This is a genomic window from Streptomyces sp. NPDC025793, from assembly GCF_055558375.1.
On sequence record NZ_JBVHMR010000005.1, the window covers coordinates 275,727 to 294,883 of the forward strand.

At 69.8% G+C, this 19,157-nt stretch carries 11 protein-coding genes; 2 read left to right on the top strand and 9 right to left on the bottom strand.

Annotated elements, in window-relative coordinates; translation table 11 throughout:
* Nucleotides 1-15: 15 nt before the first annotated feature.
* From dxs to ngcE, 8 genes are all read right to left on the bottom strand, one after another.
* Complete coding sequence (gene dxs / locus ACZ4MF_RS13610; RefSeq protein ID WP_467492180.1) at nt 16-1,944, bottom strand: 1-deoxy-D-xylulose-5-phosphate synthase; 1,929 nt, start codon at nt 1,942-1,944, stop codon at nt 16-18.
* Nucleotides 1,945-2,079: 135 nt separating this feature from the next.
* Nucleotides 2,080-3,390, bottom strand: coding sequence for a sugar ABC transporter permease (locus ACZ4MF_RS13615; RefSeq protein ID WP_362821576.1), 1,311 nt, complete (start codon nt 3,388-3,390; stop codon nt 2,080-2,082).
* Nucleotides 3,387-4,178, bottom strand: a complete 792-nt coding sequence (locus ACZ4MF_RS13620) for an ATP-binding cassette domain-containing protein (RefSeq protein ID WP_467492181.1) — start codon at nt 4,176-4,178, stop codon at nt 3,387-3,389. The genes ACZ4MF_RS13615 and ACZ4MF_RS13620 overlap by 4 nt, the downstream gene beginning before the upstream one ends.
* A 212-nt stretch (nt 4,179-4,390) precedes the next feature.
* Nucleotides 4,391-5,509, bottom strand: coding sequence for a substrate-binding domain-containing protein (locus ACZ4MF_RS13625; RefSeq protein ID WP_467492182.1), 1,119 nt, complete (start codon nt 5,507-5,509; stop codon nt 4,391-4,393).
* A 120-nt stretch (nt 5,510-5,629) separates the two neighbouring features.
* On the bottom strand, nt 5,630-6,841 hold the full coding sequence (locus ACZ4MF_RS13630) for an ROK family transcriptional regulator (protein WP_467492183.1): 1,212 nt from the start codon (nt 6,839-6,841) through the stop codon (nt 5,630-5,632).
* Between the two features lie 215 nt (nt 6,842-7,056).
* The gene (locus ACZ4MF_RS13635) at nt 7,057-7,980 is read right to left on the bottom strand and encodes a carbohydrate ABC transporter permease (RefSeq protein ID WP_467492184.1); all 924 of its coding nucleotides are present in this window, start codon (nt 7,978-7,980) and stop codon (nt 7,057-7,059) included.
* A 6-nt stretch (nt 7,981-7,986) separates the two neighbouring features.
* Nucleotides 7,987-8,913, bottom strand: coding sequence for a carbohydrate ABC transporter permease (locus ACZ4MF_RS13640; RefSeq protein WP_356021707.1), 927 nt, complete (start codon nt 8,911-8,913; stop codon nt 7,987-7,989).
* A 28-nt stretch (nt 8,914-8,941) separates the two neighbouring features.
* On the bottom strand, nt 8,942-10,387 hold the full coding sequence (gene ngcE, locus ACZ4MF_RS13645; protein WP_467492185.1) for an N-acetylglucosamine/diacetylchitobiose ABC transporter substrate-binding protein: 1,446 nt from the start codon (nt 10,385-10,387) through the stop codon (nt 8,942-8,944).
* Nucleotides 10,388-10,738: 351 nt separating this feature from the next.
* On the opposite strand from ngcE, the gene ACZ4MF_RS13650 reads away from it, so the two are divergent.
* Entirely contained in the window at nt 10,739-14,542 is a 3,804-nt protein-coding gene (locus ACZ4MF_RS13650; protein ID WP_467492186.1) for a GH92 family glycosyl hydrolase, read from the top strand.
* Between the two features lie 326 nt (nt 14,543-14,868).
* Complete coding sequence (locus tag ACZ4MF_RS13655) at nt 14,869-17,538, top strand: SpoIIE family protein phosphatase (protein WP_467492187.1); 2,670 nt, start codon at nt 14,869-14,871, stop codon at nt 17,536-17,538.
* Here ACZ4MF_RS13655 and ACZ4MF_RS13660 read toward each other — a convergent pair.
* Nucleotides 17,499-19,013 (bottom strand): HAMP domain-containing sensor histidine kinase, encoded by a 1,515-nt coding sequence (locus ACZ4MF_RS13660; protein ID WP_467492188.1) that lies wholly within the window; start codon nt 19,011-19,013, stop codon nt 17,499-17,501. The two genes, ACZ4MF_RS13655 and ACZ4MF_RS13660, sit on opposite strands and share 40 nt — an antisense overlap.
* Nucleotides 19,014-19,157 lie beyond the last annotated feature (144 nt).

Below are 19,157 nucleotides of genomic sequence, written 5' to 3' on the forward strand. Positions count from 1 at the left end.
GGGGCGCGTTGCGGATCAGTCGCGCGCGGGCTCCACCGAGTCCACCTCGGCGGCCGTACGGTCGAACCGGCCGTCCAGCCTGGCGACCAGCCCGGTGACCTGGCGGGCGATGTCCGGGGCGGTCAGGCCGATCTCGGTGAGCACCTCGCCCCGGGAGGCGTGGTCCAGGAAGCGCGGCGGGATGCCGAAGTCGCGCAGCGGCACGTCCACGCCCGCGTCGCGCAGGGCCTGGGCGACCGCGGAGCCGACACCGCCGACGCGGCTGTTGTCCTCGACGGTGACGACGACCCGGTGGCGCTCGGCCAGCGGAGCCATCGCCTCGTCGACGGGCTTGACCCAGCGCGGGTCGACGACGGTGGTGGAGATGCCCTGCTTGTCGAGCAGGCCGGCGATCTCCAGGCACATCGGGGCGAGGGCGCCGACCGAGACCAGCAGCACGTCCGGCCGGTCGGTGCCGGGCTCGCGCAGCACGTCCATGCCCCCGACGCGTCCGACGGCCGGTACGGCGGGGCCGACGGCGCCCTTGGAGAAGCGCACCACGGTCGGCGCGTCCTCGACGGCGACGGCCTCGCGGAGCTGGGCGCGCACCTGCTCGGCGTCGCGCGGCGCGGCCAGTCGCAGCCCCGGCACGACCTGGAGGATCGACATGTCCCACATGCCGTTGTGGGAGGCGCCGTCCGTGCCCGTGACGCCGGCCCGGTCCAGTACGAACGTCACGCCGCACTTGTGCAGGGCCACGTCCATGAGGACCTGGTCGAAGGCGCGGTTGAGGAAGGTGGCGTAGACGGCGAAGACCGGGTGCAGACCGGCGTAGGCGAGCCCGGCGGCCGAGACGGCGCCGTGCTGCTCGGCGATGCCGACGTCGTAGATGCGGTCCGGGAAGGCGTCGGCGAACTTCTTCAGGCCGACCGGCTGAAGCATGGCCGCCGTGATGGCCACGATGTCGTCGCGCTCCTTGCCGAGCTCGACCATCTCGTCGCCGAACACGGAGGTCCAGTCGGCGCCCGAGGCCTTGACCGGCAGGCCGGTGTCGGGGTGGATCGGGCCGATGCCGTGGAAGCGGTCGGCCTCGTCCGCCAGGGCGGGCTGGTAGCCGCGGCCCTTCTCGGTCAGGCAGTGCACGATCACCGGGCCACCGAACCGTTTGGCCCGCGCGAGGGCCGACTCCAGCGCCTCGATGTCGTGGCCGTCGATCGGGCCGACGTACTTCAGCCCGAGGTCCTCGAACATGCCCTGCGGGGCGATGAAGTCCTTCAGGCCCTTCTTGGCGCCGTGGAGGGTCTCGTAGAGCGGCCTGCCGACGACGGGCGTGCGCTCCAGCAGGTCCTTCCCACGGGCCAGGAAGCGCTCGTACCCGTCGGTCGTGCGCAGCGTGGCCAGGTGGTTGGCGAGACCGCCGATCGTGGGGGCGTAGGACCGCTCGTTGTCGTTGACGACGATGACGAGCGGGCGGTCCTTGGCGTCGGCGATGTTGTTCAGCGCCTCCCAGGCCATGCCGCCGGTGAGGGCGCCGTCACCGATGACGGCGACGACGTGGCTGTCCCGCTTCGTGAGCTGGTTGGCCTTGGCGATGCCGTCGGCCCAGCCGAGGACCGTGGAGGCGTGGCTGTTCTCGATGACGTCGTGCTCGGACTCGGCCTGCGAGGGGTAGCCGGACAGGCCGCCCTTCTTCTTCAGCTGGGAGAAGTCCTGCCGGCCGGTGAGCAGCTTGTGCACGTAGGACTGGTGGCCGGTGTCCCAGAGCACCTTGTCCTTCGGCGAGTCGAAGACGCGGTGGAGGGCGATGGTGAGCTCGACCACGCCCAGGTTGGGGCCGAGGTGGCCGCCGGTCTTGGAGACCGCGTCGACGAGGAAGGTCCGGATCTCCCCGGCCAGCTGGTCCAGCTCCTCCAGGCTGAGCCGGTCCAGATCGCGCGGTCCCCTGATGCGGGTCAGCAGCGGCACCCGTGCCTCCTTGCGTTGAGCTGATCGAGCTTGCCGGGCTCGCCCGAGTCTAATGTTTGGGCTTTGCAGGACATGACAGCGCCCGGCACCTTTCGGGCACCGGGCAACTGTTCCTACCCCTTGTTGCGCGCGACGTTACGCGCGACCGGCGGTCTTCTGCGTCTTCCGGGTGATCGAGTCGATCACCACGGTGGTGAGCAGGACCGCGGCGGTGATCATGTACTTCACCGGCTCCGCGATGGACTCCAGCTGGAGCCCGTACTGGATCGAGACGATCACCAGCACACCGAGCAGCGCGTTCCAGGTGCGGCCCCGGCCGCCGAAGAGCGACGTACCGCCGATGACGGCCGCGGCGATCGCGTTCATCAGCAGGTCACCGGTGCCGGCGCTCTGGTTGGCCGACGCGATCTTCGAGGCCAGGAAGAGGCCGCCGATCGCGGCGAAGCCGCCCGAGATGGCGAAGACGGAGATCCGCACCGCGGTGACGTTGATGCCCGCACGCCGGGACGCCTCGACGCTGCCGCCGAGCGCGAAGATCTTGCGGCCGTACGGCGTGCGGCGCAGCACGAAGTCGGTGCCGATCAGGAAGGCGAGGAAGATCACCGTGGCCAGCGGCAGGCCCTTGTACTGGTTGTACATGTACGCCGCGGCGAAGGAGATCACGGCCAGCAGCACCGTGCGCAGGACCGTGTCGCTGAGCGGCCGGGACGGCACGCCCGCGGCCTCCCGGCGCCGGTTGCCCAGGAACGAGGTGAGGAAGAACACCGCGACCACGACGACGGCGAGCCCGTAGGCGGCGGCCACGTCCGAGAAGTAGTACGTGGTGAGCTTGCCGACCAGGCCGTTCGGGTCGAGGTTGATCGTGCCGTCGGCGCCCAGCACCTTCAGCATGAAGCCCAGCCAGAACAGCAGACCGGCCAGCGTCACGGCGAAGGCGGGGGCACCGAGCACGGCGAAGAAGAAGCCGTGCAGCGCGCCGATGGCGATGCCGGCGCCGATGGCGATGAGCACGGCCGTCCACTCGGGCCAGCCCTGGTTGACCGCGAGGACACCGGCGAGGGCGCTGGCCGCGCCGCTCACGGAGCCGACGGACAGGTCGATCTCGCCGAGCAGCAGCACGAAGACGATGCCGACCGAGATCATGCCCGTGCCGACCATCGTGATCGTGATGTCGTTGATGTTCTGCGCGGACAGGAAGTTGGAGTTCAGGACCTGGAAGATGACGCAGATGATCGCGAGGCCGAGGATGACCGGGACGGAGCCCAGCTCACCGGCCTTCATCTTGCGCTTGAACTCGTGCCAGTAGCCGACCAGGCCCTCCTGCTGGACCAGCAGGCGCGGGTCGACCGCGGTGACCGCGGCGGCCGCGGCCTCGGGGTTCTCCACGGCGGGCGCGTCCTGCGCCGGGGCCTCGTCGGCGCTTGCGGAGGTCTTGTCGATGCTCACTTGGAAACCTCCCCGTTCGTGCGCGCCGCACGGCGGGTCACGGCGTTGTCGGTGGCGCCGGTGATGGCGGAGATGATCTCCTCCTGCGAGGTCGTCTTGACCTCGAAGACGCCGTTGTTGCGGCCGAGGCGCAGGACGGCGACCTTGTCGGCCACCGCCTTCACGTCCGCCATGTTGTGGCTGATGAGGATGACGGCGTGGCCGCGCTCGCGCAGGCGCTCGACCAGGTCGAGGACCTGGGCGGTCTGCTCGACGCCGAGGGCGGCGGTCGGCTCGTCGAGGATGACCAGCTTGGGCTCGCCGAGCATCGAGCGGGCGATGGCCACGGTCTGGCGCTGGCCGCCGGAGAGCGAGGCGATCGGGATACGGACGCTGGGGATGCGGATCGACAGCGTGGTGAGCAGCTCGCGGGAGCGGCGCTCCATCTCGACCTCGTCCAGGACGCCCCACTTCCTCAGCTCACGGCCGAGGAAGAGGTTGCCGACGACGTCGATGTTGTCGCACAGCGCGAGGTCCTGGTAGACCGTCGCGATGCCCAGTGCCTGGGCGTCGTGCGGCCGGGTGATGGTGACGGGCTTGCCGTCCCACTCGATGGCACCCTCGTCGATCGGGTGCACGCCGGCGATCGTCTTGACCAGCGTGGACTTTCCGGCACCGTTGTCGCCCACCAGGGCGACCACCTCACCGGCGTGGACCTCAAGCTCTACGTCGGTGAGCGCCTGAACGGCACCGAACCGCTTGGAGACCCCGCGCAACGCCAGCACGGGCGTAGCGGACACGTGAACCATCTCCTTCGCCGCCTGACCCGGCGGGAGGTTGTGCAGAAATCTGGGTGGAAGGGTTGGGGGAAACCCTGGGGGAGTTCCGTCCGGCGCCCCGCGCCGAGCTTGCGGGGCTGTGTGATCGCGGGGCGCCGGAGGAGCCTTGCGGGCGGTCGGTCTGCTTCCCTACGGGGCATTCAAGGACGAACGTCCGTGTACGGGAAGGGACTTGGCGCCGGTTACTTGAGGCCGAGCTTGTCGCAGGCCGCCTTGTAGTCGGCGGTGCAGATGTCGGAGACGGTGTAGTAGCCCTGCTTGATGACCGTGTCCTTGATGTTGTCCTGGGTCAGCGAGACGACCGGGACGATGACCGACGGGATGTCCTTGGCGCTGCCGCTGGAGACCTTGTCCTTGGCGACGGAGCTCAGGTCCTGGCCCTTGGCGACGGCAACCGCCAGCTCGGCGGCGACGTTCGCCTCCTGCGGGTAGGACTTGAAGACGCTCATGTACTGCGTACCGGCGACGATGCGCTGCACACCGGCGAGCTCGGCGTCCTGGCCGGTGACCGGGACCTTGATGCCGGCGCCGCTGAGGGCGGTGATGATACCGCCGGCCATGCCGTCGTTGGCGGAGTAGACACCCGCGATGTTGCCCTTGCCGACCGCGGAGATCGCCGCCTCCATCTCGGAGTTGGCGTTGTCCGGCGACCACTCCTTGGTGTCGAACTCCTTGGCGACCGTGACCTTGCCGTCGAGCACCTCGTGGGCGCCCTTCTTGAACTGGGCGGCGTTCGGGTCGGTGACCGAGCCGTTGACCATCACGATCTTGGAGGACTTGGTGGCCTTGCCGCCCAGCGCCTTCAGCAGGGCCTGGCCCTGGGTCTTGCCGACCTCCTCGTTGTCGAAGGAGGTGTAGGCGCTGATCGGGCCCTCGGCGAGGCGGTCGTAGGCGACGACCTTGATGCCGGCGTCCACGGCCTTCTGCACGGAGTTCTGGATGGCCTTGGCGTCGACCGCGTCCACGATCAGGACGTCCACCTTGTTGGTGATCATGGTGTCGACCTGCTGCGCCTGCAGGTTCGCGTCCTGGCGGGCGTTGTTGTAGTCGATCGTGGCCTTGCCGTTCGTCAGCTCCTTGATCTTCTTCTCGATCAGCGGCTTGTCGAACTTCTCGTAACGCGCGGTCTTGTTCTCCGGAAGGAGGAGGCCGACCTTGATGTTGTCGCCCTTCTTCGCGGAGGACGACGAGGAGGAAGAGCTGCCGCCCTTCGACTCCTTGGCACTGCCACAGGCGGCCAGCGTGACGGCCATCGTACCGGCGGCAACGACAACGGCGGCACGACGCATACGTGCGTTCACTTGAAAACCTCCCTGACGAGGCCGCGTCGTTGCGGCCGAGGTGGCTGGAAGTCAACTCGGCCGCGAGTTCGACGTCAAGAAGTAAATCCTTAACGAGATGGCAACGGTGCCATCCGTTATCTAAGTGAAGGCAGGGGTCGCCACGGAGAGAGCCCCGGCGACATTGCCCGACAAAAGGGATGAATCACCCATCTCGCTGAGGGCCAGGGCGAGCGCCCCGAGCACCTCCGCACGACCGCCAAGTGCCCCGGGGAGGACGGACAGTTGACGTGCCGCACTGGGGATGGCGTAACGGCCGACGGACTCCCTGATCGGCCCGAGCACCAGCTCACCGGCCTCGGCGAGATCACCGCCGAGGACCACCCTGCTCGGGTTCAGCAGATTGCAGAGATTGGCCACTCCACTGCCGATGTGGCGGCCGACGTCGGCGATCACCCGACGGCAGCCCGGGTCACCTTCCCTGGCCAGCCGTACGACGCCCTCAAGCGTGAGGTCGGGGCCGTGGCTGGGCTGGAGCAGCGGGAGCACGTAGCGCGCGGCCGCGAAGGTCTCCAGGCAGCCACGGTTGCCGCAGCGGCAGACCGGGCCGGATTCATCGAGTGTAATATGCCCGATTTCTCCGGCGGTGCCGCCCGGGCCGCGATAGATCTTCCCGTCGATCACCAGACCCGCGCCGACACCGCTCGCGACCTTGATGTACGCGAGGTCGCGCACGCCCTTCCCGCTGCCCCAGACCAGCTCGCCGAGGGCGCCGAGGTTGGCGTCGTTGTCCACGTGCACGGGCACGCCGAGCCGCTCACGCAGCTCCTCGGCGGGCTTGGTGCCGCCCCAGCCCGGCAGGATCGAGGTGGAGCCCAGCGTCCCCGACTCGACGTCGATCGGGCCCGGCACGCCGAGGCCCACCCCGGCCACCTTGGACCGGTTCACCCCGGTGGCCTCGATCAGCCTGCTGACCAGCCGTTCCGCCCGGTCGAAGCCCTGTGCGGCGGACGCGTCCACATCCAGCGGCTCGGACTCCTCGGCCAGCACCTGATGGGCGAGGTTGCCGATCGCGACCCGCAGGTGGGTGTGCCCGAAGTCGACACCGATCACGATGCCGGCGTCCCCGCTCAGGCTGACGCTGCGGGCCCGGCGGCCGCCCGCGGACGTGGGCGTGACCTCGACGGTTCCGCCGTCCTTCAACTCCCGCACGATGTTGGAGACGGTCGCGGCGGACAGACCGGTCGTCCGCGCGATCTCCGCCTGCGTGAGGGACCCTGCCAGGCGTACGGCCCGGACGACCCGCTCCAGGTTGGCTCGGTGCAGCGACGACTGCGACCCTGGAGTCTCCACGACGACCTCCTGAGCGCGGGACCGCTTCGGCGAGGCCCCGCGTATGTCCAACTAGTGAACTCTAAGCTGAGCCGTTCGGGGCGACTCACGTCAAGAGGTTGAACCGTATCCGGGGCCTCGGAGACACAGCGCACACAGCGGCGCACGCCGCCCCGATGTCAGGACGGCGTGCGCACGGACGGTCGCGACGGGTGACCTCCGTCGGGGTCCGGGGGCTACTTGAGCGCCCCCGCGGTCAGGCCCTGGACGACCTGGCGCTGGAAGACGATGTACGCCCCGAGCACCGGCAGCATGGCCATCACCAGGCCCGCGAAGAGGCCGGACCAGTCGCCCTTGTAACCCTGGCTGACCGCCAGCTGGACCAGTCCCTGGGTGAGGACCTTCTTGTCGGGGTCGGTGTTGAGGACCGTGGGCAGCATGTACTGGTTCCACTGGCCCAGGAAGTTGAAGATGCCGACGCTGATCAGGCCGGGCTTGGCCATGGGCAGCATGATCTGGAAGAACGTACGCGTGTGCGAAGCGCCGTCCACGAACGCCGCCTCCGCCACCGAGGTCGGCAGGGTGCGGAAGAACGCCGTCAGGAAGAAGACGGTGAACGGCAGCGAGTACGCGATGTAGACCAGGATCAGGCCGTGGATCGTGTTCAGCAGGCCCATGTTGTTCACGACGTAGAACAGCGGGACCAGCGCGAGCATGATCGGGAAGCTCATGCCGCCGACGAACAGGTAGTAGATGAAGCGGTTGCCCGGGAAGTCGAAGCGGGCGAGGACGTAGGCCGCCATGGAGCCGAGGACCAGGGTGCCGATGAGCGAACCGCCGACCACCAGGACGGTGTTGAGGAAGTAGTCGCCCATGTTGGCGTCGGTCCAGGCCCGCGCCCAGTTGTCGAAGTGCAGGTGGTCCGGCAGCGACCAGGGCGAGGAGAAGATGGAGCTGTCGGACTTGAAGGACGTCATCACCGCCCACAGCAGCGGCGTGACCACCATGATCGCCCAGATGATCAGCACGCCGTGGGAGAAGACGTTGAGGGCACCGCCCTCCTTCTTCCTCCCGGCGGGCCCCGGGACAGGTACGTCGATCTTGGAGACGGTCGCGCCGGACTCGGCCGGCAGCGGTGCGGGGGTCTCGGTCGTCTTCATCGCTTCTCAGAACTCCAGCCGCTCGCGACGTCCCAGCCGCATCACGATCGCCGCGAAGGCGAGGGTGACGACGAGCAGGGCGACGCCGATCGTGGTGGCGTAGGCGGCCTGACCGTCCCGGAACGCCTTCTGGTACACGTACAGGACCAGCACCGTGGTCGAGTAGTCGGGCCCGCCCGGTCCGGTCGTCATGATCTGTACGACCGCGAACGACTCGGCGCCGAGCGCGAGGATGCCCATGTAGACCCAGCCGGACTGCACGGTGTCCCACAGCAGCGGCAGGGTGATCCGGAAGAAGGTGGCGGCCCGGCCGGCGCCGTCGAGCAGCGCCGATTCGTACAGTTCGGTGGGGATCGAGGCCATGCCCGCCGAGAACAGGACCACGAAGAAGCCGACCGTGGACCAGACGAGCACGGCCATCACACACCACAGCGCGAGGCTCGGATCACCCAGCCACAGCGGCTGGACGCTGCCGAGGCCGATGCCCCGCAGTATCGAGTTGATCGCGCCGCTGTCCGGGTTGTACGCGAAGGCGAACAGCAACGCGACGATCGCGATGGACAGCACCTGCGGGAAGAAATAGACGATTTTGTAGAAGGACGAGCCCCGCACCCCCGAGATCGCGGGGCCGCCCTTCCTCCGCCGTCCGCCCACATTGATCATGAAGGCGAAGAACAGCGCCAGACTGATCGTCACCAGTGGCAGCACCAGGGCGAACAGCAGACTGTGCTCCAGCGACTTCCAGAAGATGTCGTCGTGGACCATCCTCGTGTAGTTGTCGAAGCCGACCATCTTGAATTCGGGGCTCAGGCCGGTCCAGTCCGTGAACGAATAGTAGATGGACTGGATGAACGGCCAGACCACGAAGAGCGCGTACAGTCCCAGGGGCAATGCCAGAAACCCCACGATGAACCGGTACTTGCCGTGCTGCATCGCCACTCCGGTGCGGTCAGGGTGCTGTTTACTGGTGCTTGTAGTGCTTGATGGTGGTGTCCTTGGCCGCTTCGTCGGCGAATCCCTGGATCTTCTTGATGGCCTCGGCCGGGGTGAGCCGGCCGGCCATCATCTCGCCGAGGCCGGACACCCCGATCTTCTCCTTCTGGAGCTGCACGTACCAGTCCTGAAGGCGCGGATTCACCACGTTGGATCCGGCCAGCTGAAGCGCCGCGACACCCGACTTGAGGCCCGGGGTGAGCGTGATCCCGGTGGTGCCGCCGTTGTAGGCCGTCAGCGACTTCACCTTGCTGGTGAAGTTCTTCGACGACGCCTCGGAGAGCATGATGCGCAGTTGCTCCATGCCGCCCTCGGGGTTCGCCGCCTTGGCCGGCACGATGAACGGCTCACCGCCGGAGGCCCAGATGGTGCCGAACGGCAGCTTGTCGCCGCTGTCGATGCCGGAGGGCGCGGAGACGGCCAGGTTGAAGTCCTTCGGGATGACGTTCGCCGACTCGTTCTCCACCCAGGAGCCGTTCGGGATGAAGAGCGCCTCGCCCTTGGCCCAGGCGGTCTGCGACTGGATGTGGTCCAGGCCCGGGGTGCCCTTGAGGATGTAGCCCTTCTTGTACAGCTCGTAGTACGCCTCGAAACAGGCCTTGACGGCCGGGTGCTTCCAGGCGTTCGGCTCCAGGTTGTCGATGGCGTCGAGCACCTCGCGCCCGCCGACCTTGCCGATCATCGGGTAGAGCGAGAAGGGGAGGTAGTACGGGTACTTGCCCGCGTACGTCCAGCCCGCCATGCCCTTCTTCTTGGCCTTCTCGCAGACCGCGAGCATCTCGTCCCAGGTCTTCGGGTACTCCGCGCCGAGCGAGTCCAGCGCCTTCTGCGAGTACCAGACGCCGTACACCGTGTAGGCGTAGTAGAAGATCCACACCGGGTTGCCGTCGAACTGGCCCATCTCCACGATGCCGGGGCGCAGCGTGTCGCGGACCTTCTTGCCCGGGTCGTCGTACGACGGCGCGTCCAGCAGCGGGGTGAGGTCGGCGAGCTGGTTCTTGCCGACGAGGACGCCCATGTCCATCTGCTCGGCGCCGGAGTTGTCGATGAGGTCCGGCGGGTTGCCCTGGTTGAAGCGGGGCTGGAGCGTGGACTGGATCTTCTGGGTGGCGGAGAACTTCACCTGCGCCTTGGGGAAGTCCTTCTGATAGATCTTCACCGCGTCCTGGGCGTACTCCTTGCCGAAGCCGCCGTCGAAGAGGACGAATTCCATCTGGGCGCTGTCGTTGACGCCCAGCGGGTTCTTAGCGGTCTTCTTCCCCGCCTTGTCCTTCTTCTGGCCGCCTCCGCCGCTGCTCGCACAGGCGGACAGCAGTCCCATACCCGGGGCCGCGACCAGGCCGAGCGCGGCGGACCGCTTGATCAGATCGCGCCGGCCGACGCCTTCGGCACTGTTGTTCGAGGTGGATCCCATGCTCAAGTCCTCGCCTTCTCCAGGACTCAGGCGGTGAACCGGATCCTCCCCGGCACCGCTGTCGGGTCAAGCTGGGTGGTGCAGGGTCACGCTGGAAGTGCCGACAGGTATAGTCCACTTCCCGCCACGGTAGCAAGATCGAATGCACGGTTCACCAAGGGTCTTTTCCGAGTTGAGACCTCGCGGAAATACCGGCCTCCGTCGCACCGGTGGCGGAAAAACTCGCGGCATAAGTCCCTGAATGCCACACCCAACACCCTTGACACCACCGGCCACTTGACGCCCTACTGGTTCCTACGCCCGGAGCTTGACAACGTTGTCCGACATAGGGCGCAGGAGGGGAATCCGTAGATGCAGCGGAGAACTCGGCACAGATGGGGTCCGGCGGCCGTCCTCACGGCCGCCTTTGTCATGGCCGTCGGCGCACAGGGCGCGGCGGTCGCCCTGCCCGCCAGGGCTCCGGCCGCCGGCGGCGAGTTCGCGTCCTCGTTCGAGGCGGGAGACCCGGCACCCGACTGGATCGACACCGTGGACACCGCGCCCGACGGCGGCAAGCGCGCCTCGGGCGTCGACGGCGGCTACAGCACCGGCATCCCGGGCAATGTGACGGACCACGTCACCGGCGTCCGGGCGAGCGGCGAGAACACGGGCGCCGGCGAGGTGAAGGAGAACCTGGTCGACGGCGACCCCGGGACCAAGTGGCTGACGTTCCAGCCCACCGGCTGGGCGGAGTTCGACCTCGACAAGCCCGTCAGGCTGGTGACGTACGCGCTCACCTCGGCCAACGACCACGCCGAGCGCGACCCGAGGGACTGGACGCTCCTCGGCTCCACGGACGGCAAGGACTGGAAGAGCGTCGACACCCGCTCCGGCGAGACCTTCTCCGAGCGGTTCCAGACCAGGTCGTACGACCTGGCCCAGCCGGCGGAGTACCAGCACTTCCGGCTGGAGGTCACGAAGAACGGCGGCGCCCCCGACATCCTCCAGCTCGCCGACGTCCAGTTCTCCACCGGCGGCACCGGGGGCCCCGTCCCCGAGGACATGCAGACCGTGGTCGACCACGGCCCGACCGCCTCGCCGACGGCCAAGGCACGCGCCGGGTTCACCGGAAAGAGGGCACTGCGCTACGCCGGGCGGCACACGACACCGGGCCGGGCGTACTCGTACAACAAGGTCTTCGGCGTGCACGTGAAGGTCGGCGCCGACACCCAGCTGTCGTACCGGATCTTCCCGTCGATGGCGGACGGCGACCGGGACTACGACGCCACGAACGTCTCCCTGGACCTGGCCTTCACCGACGGGACGTACCTGAGCGACCTGGGCGCCCTCGACCAGCACGGGTTCCCGCTGTCGCCGCGCGGGCAGGGCACCTCGAAGGCGCTGTACGTCAACCAGTGGAACGACGTGCTCTCGCGGATCGGCTCGGTCGCGGCCGGCAAGACGGTCGACCGGATCCTCGTCGGGTACGACTCCGCCGCCGGGCCCGCGAAGTTCCGGGGCTGGATCGACGACGTGGCGCTGAGACCGGTGGCACCCGAGAAGCCGCGGGCGCATCTGTCGGACTACGCGCTGACCACTCGCGGCACCAACTCCAGCGGCAGCTTCTCGCGCGGCAACGACTTCCCCGCGACCGCGCTGCCGCACGGCTTCAACTTCTGGACGCCGGTGACGAACGCGTCCTCGCTGAGCTGGCTGTACGAGTACGCGCGCGCGAACGACGAGGACAACCTGCCGACGATCCAGGCGTTCAGCGCGAGCCATGAGCCGAGCCCGTGGATGGGCGACCGGCAGACCTTCCAGTTGATGCCGTCGGCCGCGTCCGGCACCCCGGACACCGGGCGCGAGGCACGCCAACTGCCGTTCCGGCACGAGAACGAGACCGCGCGGCCGTACTACTACGGGGTCCGCTTCGAGAACGGCGTCAAGGCCGAGATGACCCCGACCGACCACGCGGCGGTGCTGCGCTTCACCTACCCCGGCGACGACGCGAGCGTGCTCTTCGACAACGTCACCGAGCAGGCGGGGCTGACCCTCGACAAGGAGCACGGGACCGTCACCGGCTACTCGGACGTGAAGTCCGGCCTGTCGACGGGGGCGACCCGGCTGTTCGTGTACGGCACGTTCGACAAGCCGGTGACGGACGGCGGTTCGAACGGGGTGAAGGGCTATCTGCGGTTCGCCGCGGGCGCGGACCACACGGTCACCGTGCGCCTGGCGACCTCGCTGATCGGCGTCGACCAGGCCAAGGACAACCTGCGCCAGGAGATCCCCGACGGCACCTCCTTCGACACCGTGAAGGACCGGGCCCAGCGCGCCTGGGACAGACTGCTCGGCAAGGTCGAGGTGCGCGGGGCGACCCCGGACCAGCTGACCACGCTGTACTCCAGCATGTACCGGCTGTACCTGTACCCGAACTCGGGCTTCGAGAAGGTGAACGGGAAGGACCAGTACGCGTCCCCCTTCTCCCCCATGCAGAGCCAGGACACCCCGACGCACACCGGCGCGAAGATCGTCGACGGCCAGGTGTACGTCAACAACGGCTTCTGGGACACCTATCGGACCACGTGGCCGGCGTACTCGTTCCTGACGCCCACTCAGGCGGGCGCGATGATCGACGGGTTCGTGCAGCAGTACAAGGACGGCGGCTGGACCTCCCGCTGGTCCTCGCCCGGCTACGCCGACCTGATGACCGGCACCTCCTCGGACGTGGCGTTCGCCGACGCCTACGTCAAGGGGGTGCGCTTCGACGCGAAGGCGGCGTACCAGGCGGCCCTGAAGAACGCGACCGTCGTCCCGCCGATGTCGGGCGTGGGCCGCAAGGGCATGGCCACCTCGCCGTTCCTCGGCTACACCAGCACCTCCACCACCGAGGGCCTGTCGTGGGCGATGGAGGGGTACATCAACGACTACGGCATCGCGCGGATGGGCGAGGCGCTGTACAGGAGGACGGGCGAGACGCACTACAAGGACGAGTCGGAGTACTTCCTCAACCGCGCCCGCGACTACGTGAACCTGTTCGACCCCGAGGTCGGCTTCTTCCAGGGCCGGGACGACCAGGGGAACCGGCGGCTGGACCCGTCGGCGTACGACCCGCGCGTGTGGGGCTACGACTACACGGAGACCAACGGCTGGGGCGACGCCTTCACCGTCCCGCAGGACACCCGGGGGCTGGCCAACCTGTACGGCGGCCGGCAGGCGCTCGCCCACAAGCTGGACACGTTCTTCGCCACCCCGGAGACGGCCTCCCCGGACTTCGTCGGCTCCTACGGCGGTGTCATCCACGAGATGACCGAGGCGCGCGACGTCCGCATGGGCATGCTCGGGCAGTCCAACCAGCCCGCGCACCACATCCCGTACCTGTACGACGCGGCCGGGCAGCCCTGGAAGACCCAGGCGGCGGTCCGCGAGATCCTCTCCCGGCTCTACCTCGGCAGCGAGATCGGGCAGGGCTACCACGGCGACGAGGACAACGGCGAGCAGTCGGGCTGGTACCTCTTCTCGGCGCTCGGGTTCTACCCCCTGGTGCCCGGCAGCGGTGACTACTCCATCGGCTCCCCGCTGTTCAAGCAGGTCACCGTGCACCTGGAGAACGGCCGGGACCTGGTGATCAAGGCCCCGGCGAACAGCGCGAAGAACGTCTACATCCAGGGCGTGACCTTCGACGGCCGCCCCTGGAACTCCACTTCGCTCCCCCACTCGCTGCTCTCGAAGGGCGGCGAGCTGACGTTCGCCATGGGCGCCCGGCCCTCGGCGTGGGGCACGGGCACGAACGCGGGGCCGGTCTCCCTGACCCAGGACGACAAGGTGCCGGTGCCCCGGGCGGACGTGCTGAAGGGCGACGGGCCGCTGTTCGACAACACGTCGGCCACCGAGGCCACGGTGACCTCGGTGGACCTCCCGGTCGACCACGCGGTCAGGGCCGTCCAGTACACCCTGACGTCCCCGGCCGACCACACCGGGGCACCGGCGGGCTGGACCCTCCAGGGCTCGGCGGACGGTTCCACGTGGAAGACGCTGGACCACCGCTCCGCCGAGGCGTTCCCCTGGGACCGCCAGACGCGGGCGTTCACCATCGCGACGCCGGGCACCTACGCGAAGTACCGGCTGGTGCTGGACCGCGCATCGACGCTGGCGGAGGTGGAGCTGCTGGCCTGACGCGGGGACGGCGCACACGCCTCAGGAACGGCACCGTGCGCCACCCTTACCACGGAGGACCGCGCGCGCCGAGGCCGGCGCGCGCGGGATCACCCGGTCGAGCTACCTCAAGCGGGTTGACGTCCTTCGCGGTCGGGCCGGTAGAGTCAAGGAGGGGCAAGACAACGTTGTCACCGCCAAGCCGGCACCATCCGGGCGGACACACCCACCCCCTCGCCCGCCCGGCTCGCGGACCCGGTGCGTCCTGAGCACCGGGTCCGCCCAGAGCTGTCCGGCTCGCGGACCGGCCATAGCCACCCGGCAAACATGAGTGCTACAAAGGCCGCATGTCGGACATGCCTGAGGGATTCAGGCGTCTCTCCTGGCGCTCTGTGATCGGCAAGAGCCCGCGGAGCGTCGCCGGGCAGGTCATGGTCCTGCAAGTGGCGCTGGTCGTGGTCCTCGTCATCTGCGGCGTCCTCGCCCTGTTCCTCCAGTCGCAACGGGATACCAGCGCCGAGGCCAGGCGCCGGTCCATCGCCGTCGCCCAGACCTTCGCCCACTCCCCCGGCCTCCTGCCGGTGCTGCGCACGCCCGATCCGTCCAAGATCCTCCAGCCGATCACCGAGGCGACGCGCAAGGCCGCGGGCGTCGACTTCATCGTCGTCATGAACACGCACGGCATCCGCTACACGCACCCGATCCCCAGCAAGATCGGGCACCGGTTCGTCGGCCAGATCGCGCCGTCGCTGGCCGGCAAGGTCTACACGGAGAGCGTCCACGGCCCGCTCGGACACGAGGAGCAGGCGACCGTTCCGGTCGACGACGCCCACGGCAAGGTGGTCGCCCTCGTCTCCGCCGGGCTGAAGGTCAAGAACATCACCAACGCGGTCAACCGGCAGCTGCCGATCATCCTGACGGCGGGGGCCGGGGCGCTCGTGGCGTCGACCGGCGGCACGGCGCTGGTGGGCAGGCGCCTGCGACGGCAGACCCACAGCCTGGCCCCGGACGAGATGACCCGCATGTACGAGCACCACGACACGGTGCTGCACTCCGTGCGCGAAGGCGTGCTCATCGTCGGAGCCGACGGGCGGCTGCTGCTGGTCAACGACGAGGCCAAGCGGCTGCTGGACCTGCCCGCCGAGGTCGAGGGACGCCACCCGTCGCAGCTGCCGGACCTCGATCCGGACGTCGTGGAACTGCTCGTCTCCCGGCGCGAGGCCACCGACGAGGTGCTCTTCGCCGGGGAGCGGCTGCTGGCGGTCAACCAGCGCCCCACCGACAGCGCCGGAGGCCCCGGAGGCACCGTGGTGACCCTGCGCGACACCACCGAGCTGCAGGCCCTGTCCGGCCGGGCGGAGGTCGCCCGGGAGCGGCTCAAGCTGCTGTACGACGCCGGTGTGGGCATCGGCACCACCCTCGACGTGGGGAGCACCGCGGACGAGCTGGCGCGGGTCGCCGTACCGCGGTTCGCCGACTTCGTCACCGTGGACCTGGCCGACGCCGTGCTGTACGGCGACGAGCCGGGCGCCACCGCGACGGACCTGCGGCGCATCGCCATGTGCGGGATCCGGGACGACCATCCGCTGTACGAGAAGGACCGGCTGATCGACTTCCTGCCGATCACGCCCCAGGCCCGGGGGTACGGCAGCGGCCGCTCCGAGCTGGTGGTCGACCTGTCCGCCGCGCCGGACTGGCAGGCCCAGGACCCCGAGCGTACCCGCGCGATCCTGGAGTACGGCATCCAGTCGCTGATCGTCGCCCCGATCCGCGCCCGCGGCGTCGTCCTGGGCATGGCGAACTTCTACCGGGCCAAGCGGGACCCCTTCGACGAGGAGGACGTGTCGCTGGCCGAGGAGCTGGTGGCGCGCGCCGCGGTCAGCATCGACAACGCCCGCCGCTACGCCCGTGAGCACGCGCTGGCGGTCACCCTGCAGCGCAGCCTGCTGCCGCGCGCGCTGCCCGAGCAGAGCGCCCTCGACGTCGGGTACCGCTACCTTCCCGCGCAGTCCGGGGTGAGCGGGGACTGGTTCGACGTGATCCCCCTGCCGGGCAGCCGGGTGGCGCTGGTCGTCGGCGATGTCGTCGGCCACGGTCTGCACGCGGCCGCCACCATGGGACGGCTGCGCACCGCGGTGCACAACTTCTCCACCCTCGATCTGCCGCCCGACGAGCTGCTGAGCCATCTCGACGACCTGGTCGGCCGGATCGACCAGGACGAGGCCTGTGCGGAGGCGACCGGGGAGATCACTGGCGCCACCTGTCTGTACGCGATCTACGACCCGATCACACGCCGCTGCACCATGGCGCGGGCGGGGCATCTGGCACCGGCGCTGGTCCGGCCCGACGGCAGCGTCGCCTTCGCCGAGCTGCCGGCCGGGCCCCCGCTCGGCATCGGGGGCATGCCGTTCCAGACGGCCGAGCTGGAGCTGGCCGAGGACACCCGGCTGGTGCTGTACACCGACGGTCTGATCGAGGACCGCACCCGCGATCTGGACGTGGGCATGGAGCTGCTGCGGCAGTCGCTGGCACGGCACCCGGACCGGTCGCCGGACGAGATGTGCCAGGCGGTGCTGGACGAGCTGCTGCCCGGGCGGCCCACGGACGATGTCGCGGTGCTCGTCGCGCGCACCCGGGCGCTGGCGCCCGACCGGGTCGCCGAGTGGGACGTGCCCCGCGATCCGGCCGCCGTGTCGGACATGCGCCTGGCCGTGACCGCGAAAATGGCGGAGTGGGGCCTGGACGAACTGGGCTTCGCCACGGAACTCGTCCTGAGCGAGCTGGTCACCAACGCCATCCGCTACGGATCCGATCCGATCCGGCTGCGGCTGATCCGCGACCGCGCGCTGATCTGCGAGGTGGCCGACGGGAGCAACACCTCGCCGCATCTGCGGTACGCCGCGACGACCGACGAGGGCGGCCGAGGGCTGTTCCTGGTGTCGCAGATGACCGAGCGCTGGGGCGTCCGGTACAGCCCTCAGGGCAAGGTGATCTGGGCGGAGCAGGCGCTGCCGTAGCCCACCGCGGGGCCGGGCGGGCGGGGCTGCCGCGCGGCGGGGAGCTCGATGCGGAACTCGGTGCGGCCCGGCTCGCTGCGGACGCCGAGGCGGCCCCGGTGGGCGTCGGCGATCGCCCATGCCACCGCGAGGCCCGGTCCGGAGCCGCCCTCGGCGAGGCCCCGGCGGGTGCGGGACGGGTCGGCGCGGGTGAAGGGGTCGAAGACGGTGGGCAGCAGGGCGGGCGGGATGCCGGGGCCGTCGTCGCGGACCCGGACGGTGGTCCGGCCGGCCGTGCTGCCGACGGTGACGGTGACCCTCGTACCGGGCGGGGTGTGCACCCGGGCGTCGGCCAGCAGGGCGGACAGCGCCTGCTTCAGGCGCGGTCCGTCACCGGTGACCAACGGACCTGATTCCGGTGGGAGTTCGAGGCGCCACACATGGTCCGGGCCGGTCAAGCGTGCGTCCCGTACCGCCTCGGCGGCCAGCACGGCGAGGTCCACCGTCGCCGTCCGCGCGGGCCGGTCCTCGGCGAGGCGGGCGAGCAGCAGGAGGTTCTCGACCAGGCCGGTCAACCGGGCGGACTCGGTGCCGATCCGGCGCCAGGTGGCGTCGGCGGTGCCGCCCGGGCCGGGGGCGCGGTTCATGAACTCGGCGTAGCCGGCGATGGAGGCGAGCGGGGTGCGCAGTTCGTGGCCGGCGTCGGCGATGAAGCGGCGGACGCGCTCCTCGCCGCGTCGGCGTGCGGCGTGTGCGGCCTCGACCTGGTCGATCATGCGGTTGAGGGCGGCGCCGACCTGGCCGGTCTCGGTGCCGGGGTCGGCGTCGGGCGCGGGGATGCGGGCGAGCGGGGCGGGCCGGTCGGGGGTGAGCGGCGTCCGGGCGACCTCGGCGGCCGTGGCGGCGAGGTGGCCGAGCGGGTGCAGCTGGCGGCGGACGGCGAGGGCGCAGCCGGCGCCCGCGAGGAGGAGGACGGTGCCGGCGGCCGCGGCCTCGATGCGCACGAGCTGGTCGAGGATGTGCCGTACGTCGTCCCGGGGCAGGCCGGCCAGGACGCGGATGCCGTCGGCGTCGAGGGCGGTGACGCGGTAGGTGCCGAATCCGGGGACGGTGCGGGTGTGGGCCGAGCCGTCGTCGGGGACGCCGGTGAGGGCGGCGCGCTGGGCGGCGCCGAGCGGGCGCGGGCCGTCGTCCGCGCGGACGACCGCGGCGGCCAGGATGACACCGCCGGTGTCGAAGCGGGCGGCGAGCAGTCCGTCCGGGTGGCCGCCGGTGCCGAGGAAGGCGAGGTCGGCGGGGCGGGCCGGGTGACGGGCGGCGCCGGTCACGCCGGCTGCGGCGGCGGCACCGACCCGGTCGTCCAACGCGCCCATGGGGAAGGCACGTCGGGCGAGGACGGCGGTGAGCGCGAGGACGGCGCAGACGCCGTCGAGGGTGGCGGTGACGAGGAGCAGGAGGCGGGTGCGCAGCGAGCGGCCCCTCGGTCGGGGGCGCATCTCCGGGACCCGGGGGTGTCAGACATGTACGGATTCTGTTCCGGTTCGCTGGGGGAACTCTGTGTTCAGCCTGAGGATCGGTGATGACCTGGCCGGGCACGGCGAAGGGCCGCCTCCCCGTCACCGGGGAGGCGGCCCTCAACT

Coding starts and splice junctions, on each gene's coding strand:
- ngcE (WP_467492185.1), bottom strand. CDS start 10,387: ATGGGATCCACCTCGAACAACAGTGCCGAAGGCGTCGGCCGGCGCGAT.
- ACZ4MF_RS13660 (WP_467492188.1), bottom strand. CDS start 19,013: ATGCGCCCCCGACCGAGGGGCCGCTCGCTGCGCACCCGCCTCCTGCTC.
- ACZ4MF_RS13655 (WP_467492187.1), top strand. CDS start 14,869: ATGTCGGACATGCCTGAGGGATTCAGGCGTCTCTCCTGGCGCTCTGTG.
- ACZ4MF_RS13620 (WP_467492181.1), bottom strand. CDS start 4,178: ATGGTTCACGTGTCCGCTACGCCCGTGCTGGCGTTGCGCGGGGTCTCC.
- ACZ4MF_RS13635 (WP_467492184.1), bottom strand. CDS start 7,980: ATGAAGACGACCGAGACCCCCGCACCGCTGCCGGCCGAGTCCGGCGCG.
- ACZ4MF_RS13640 (WP_356021707.1), bottom strand. CDS start 8,913: ATGCAGCACGGCAAGTACCGGTTCATCGTGGGGTTTCTGGCATTGCCC.
- ACZ4MF_RS13650 (WP_467492186.1), top strand. CDS start 10,739: ATGCAGCGGAGAACTCGGCACAGATGGGGTCCGGCGGCCGTCCTCACG.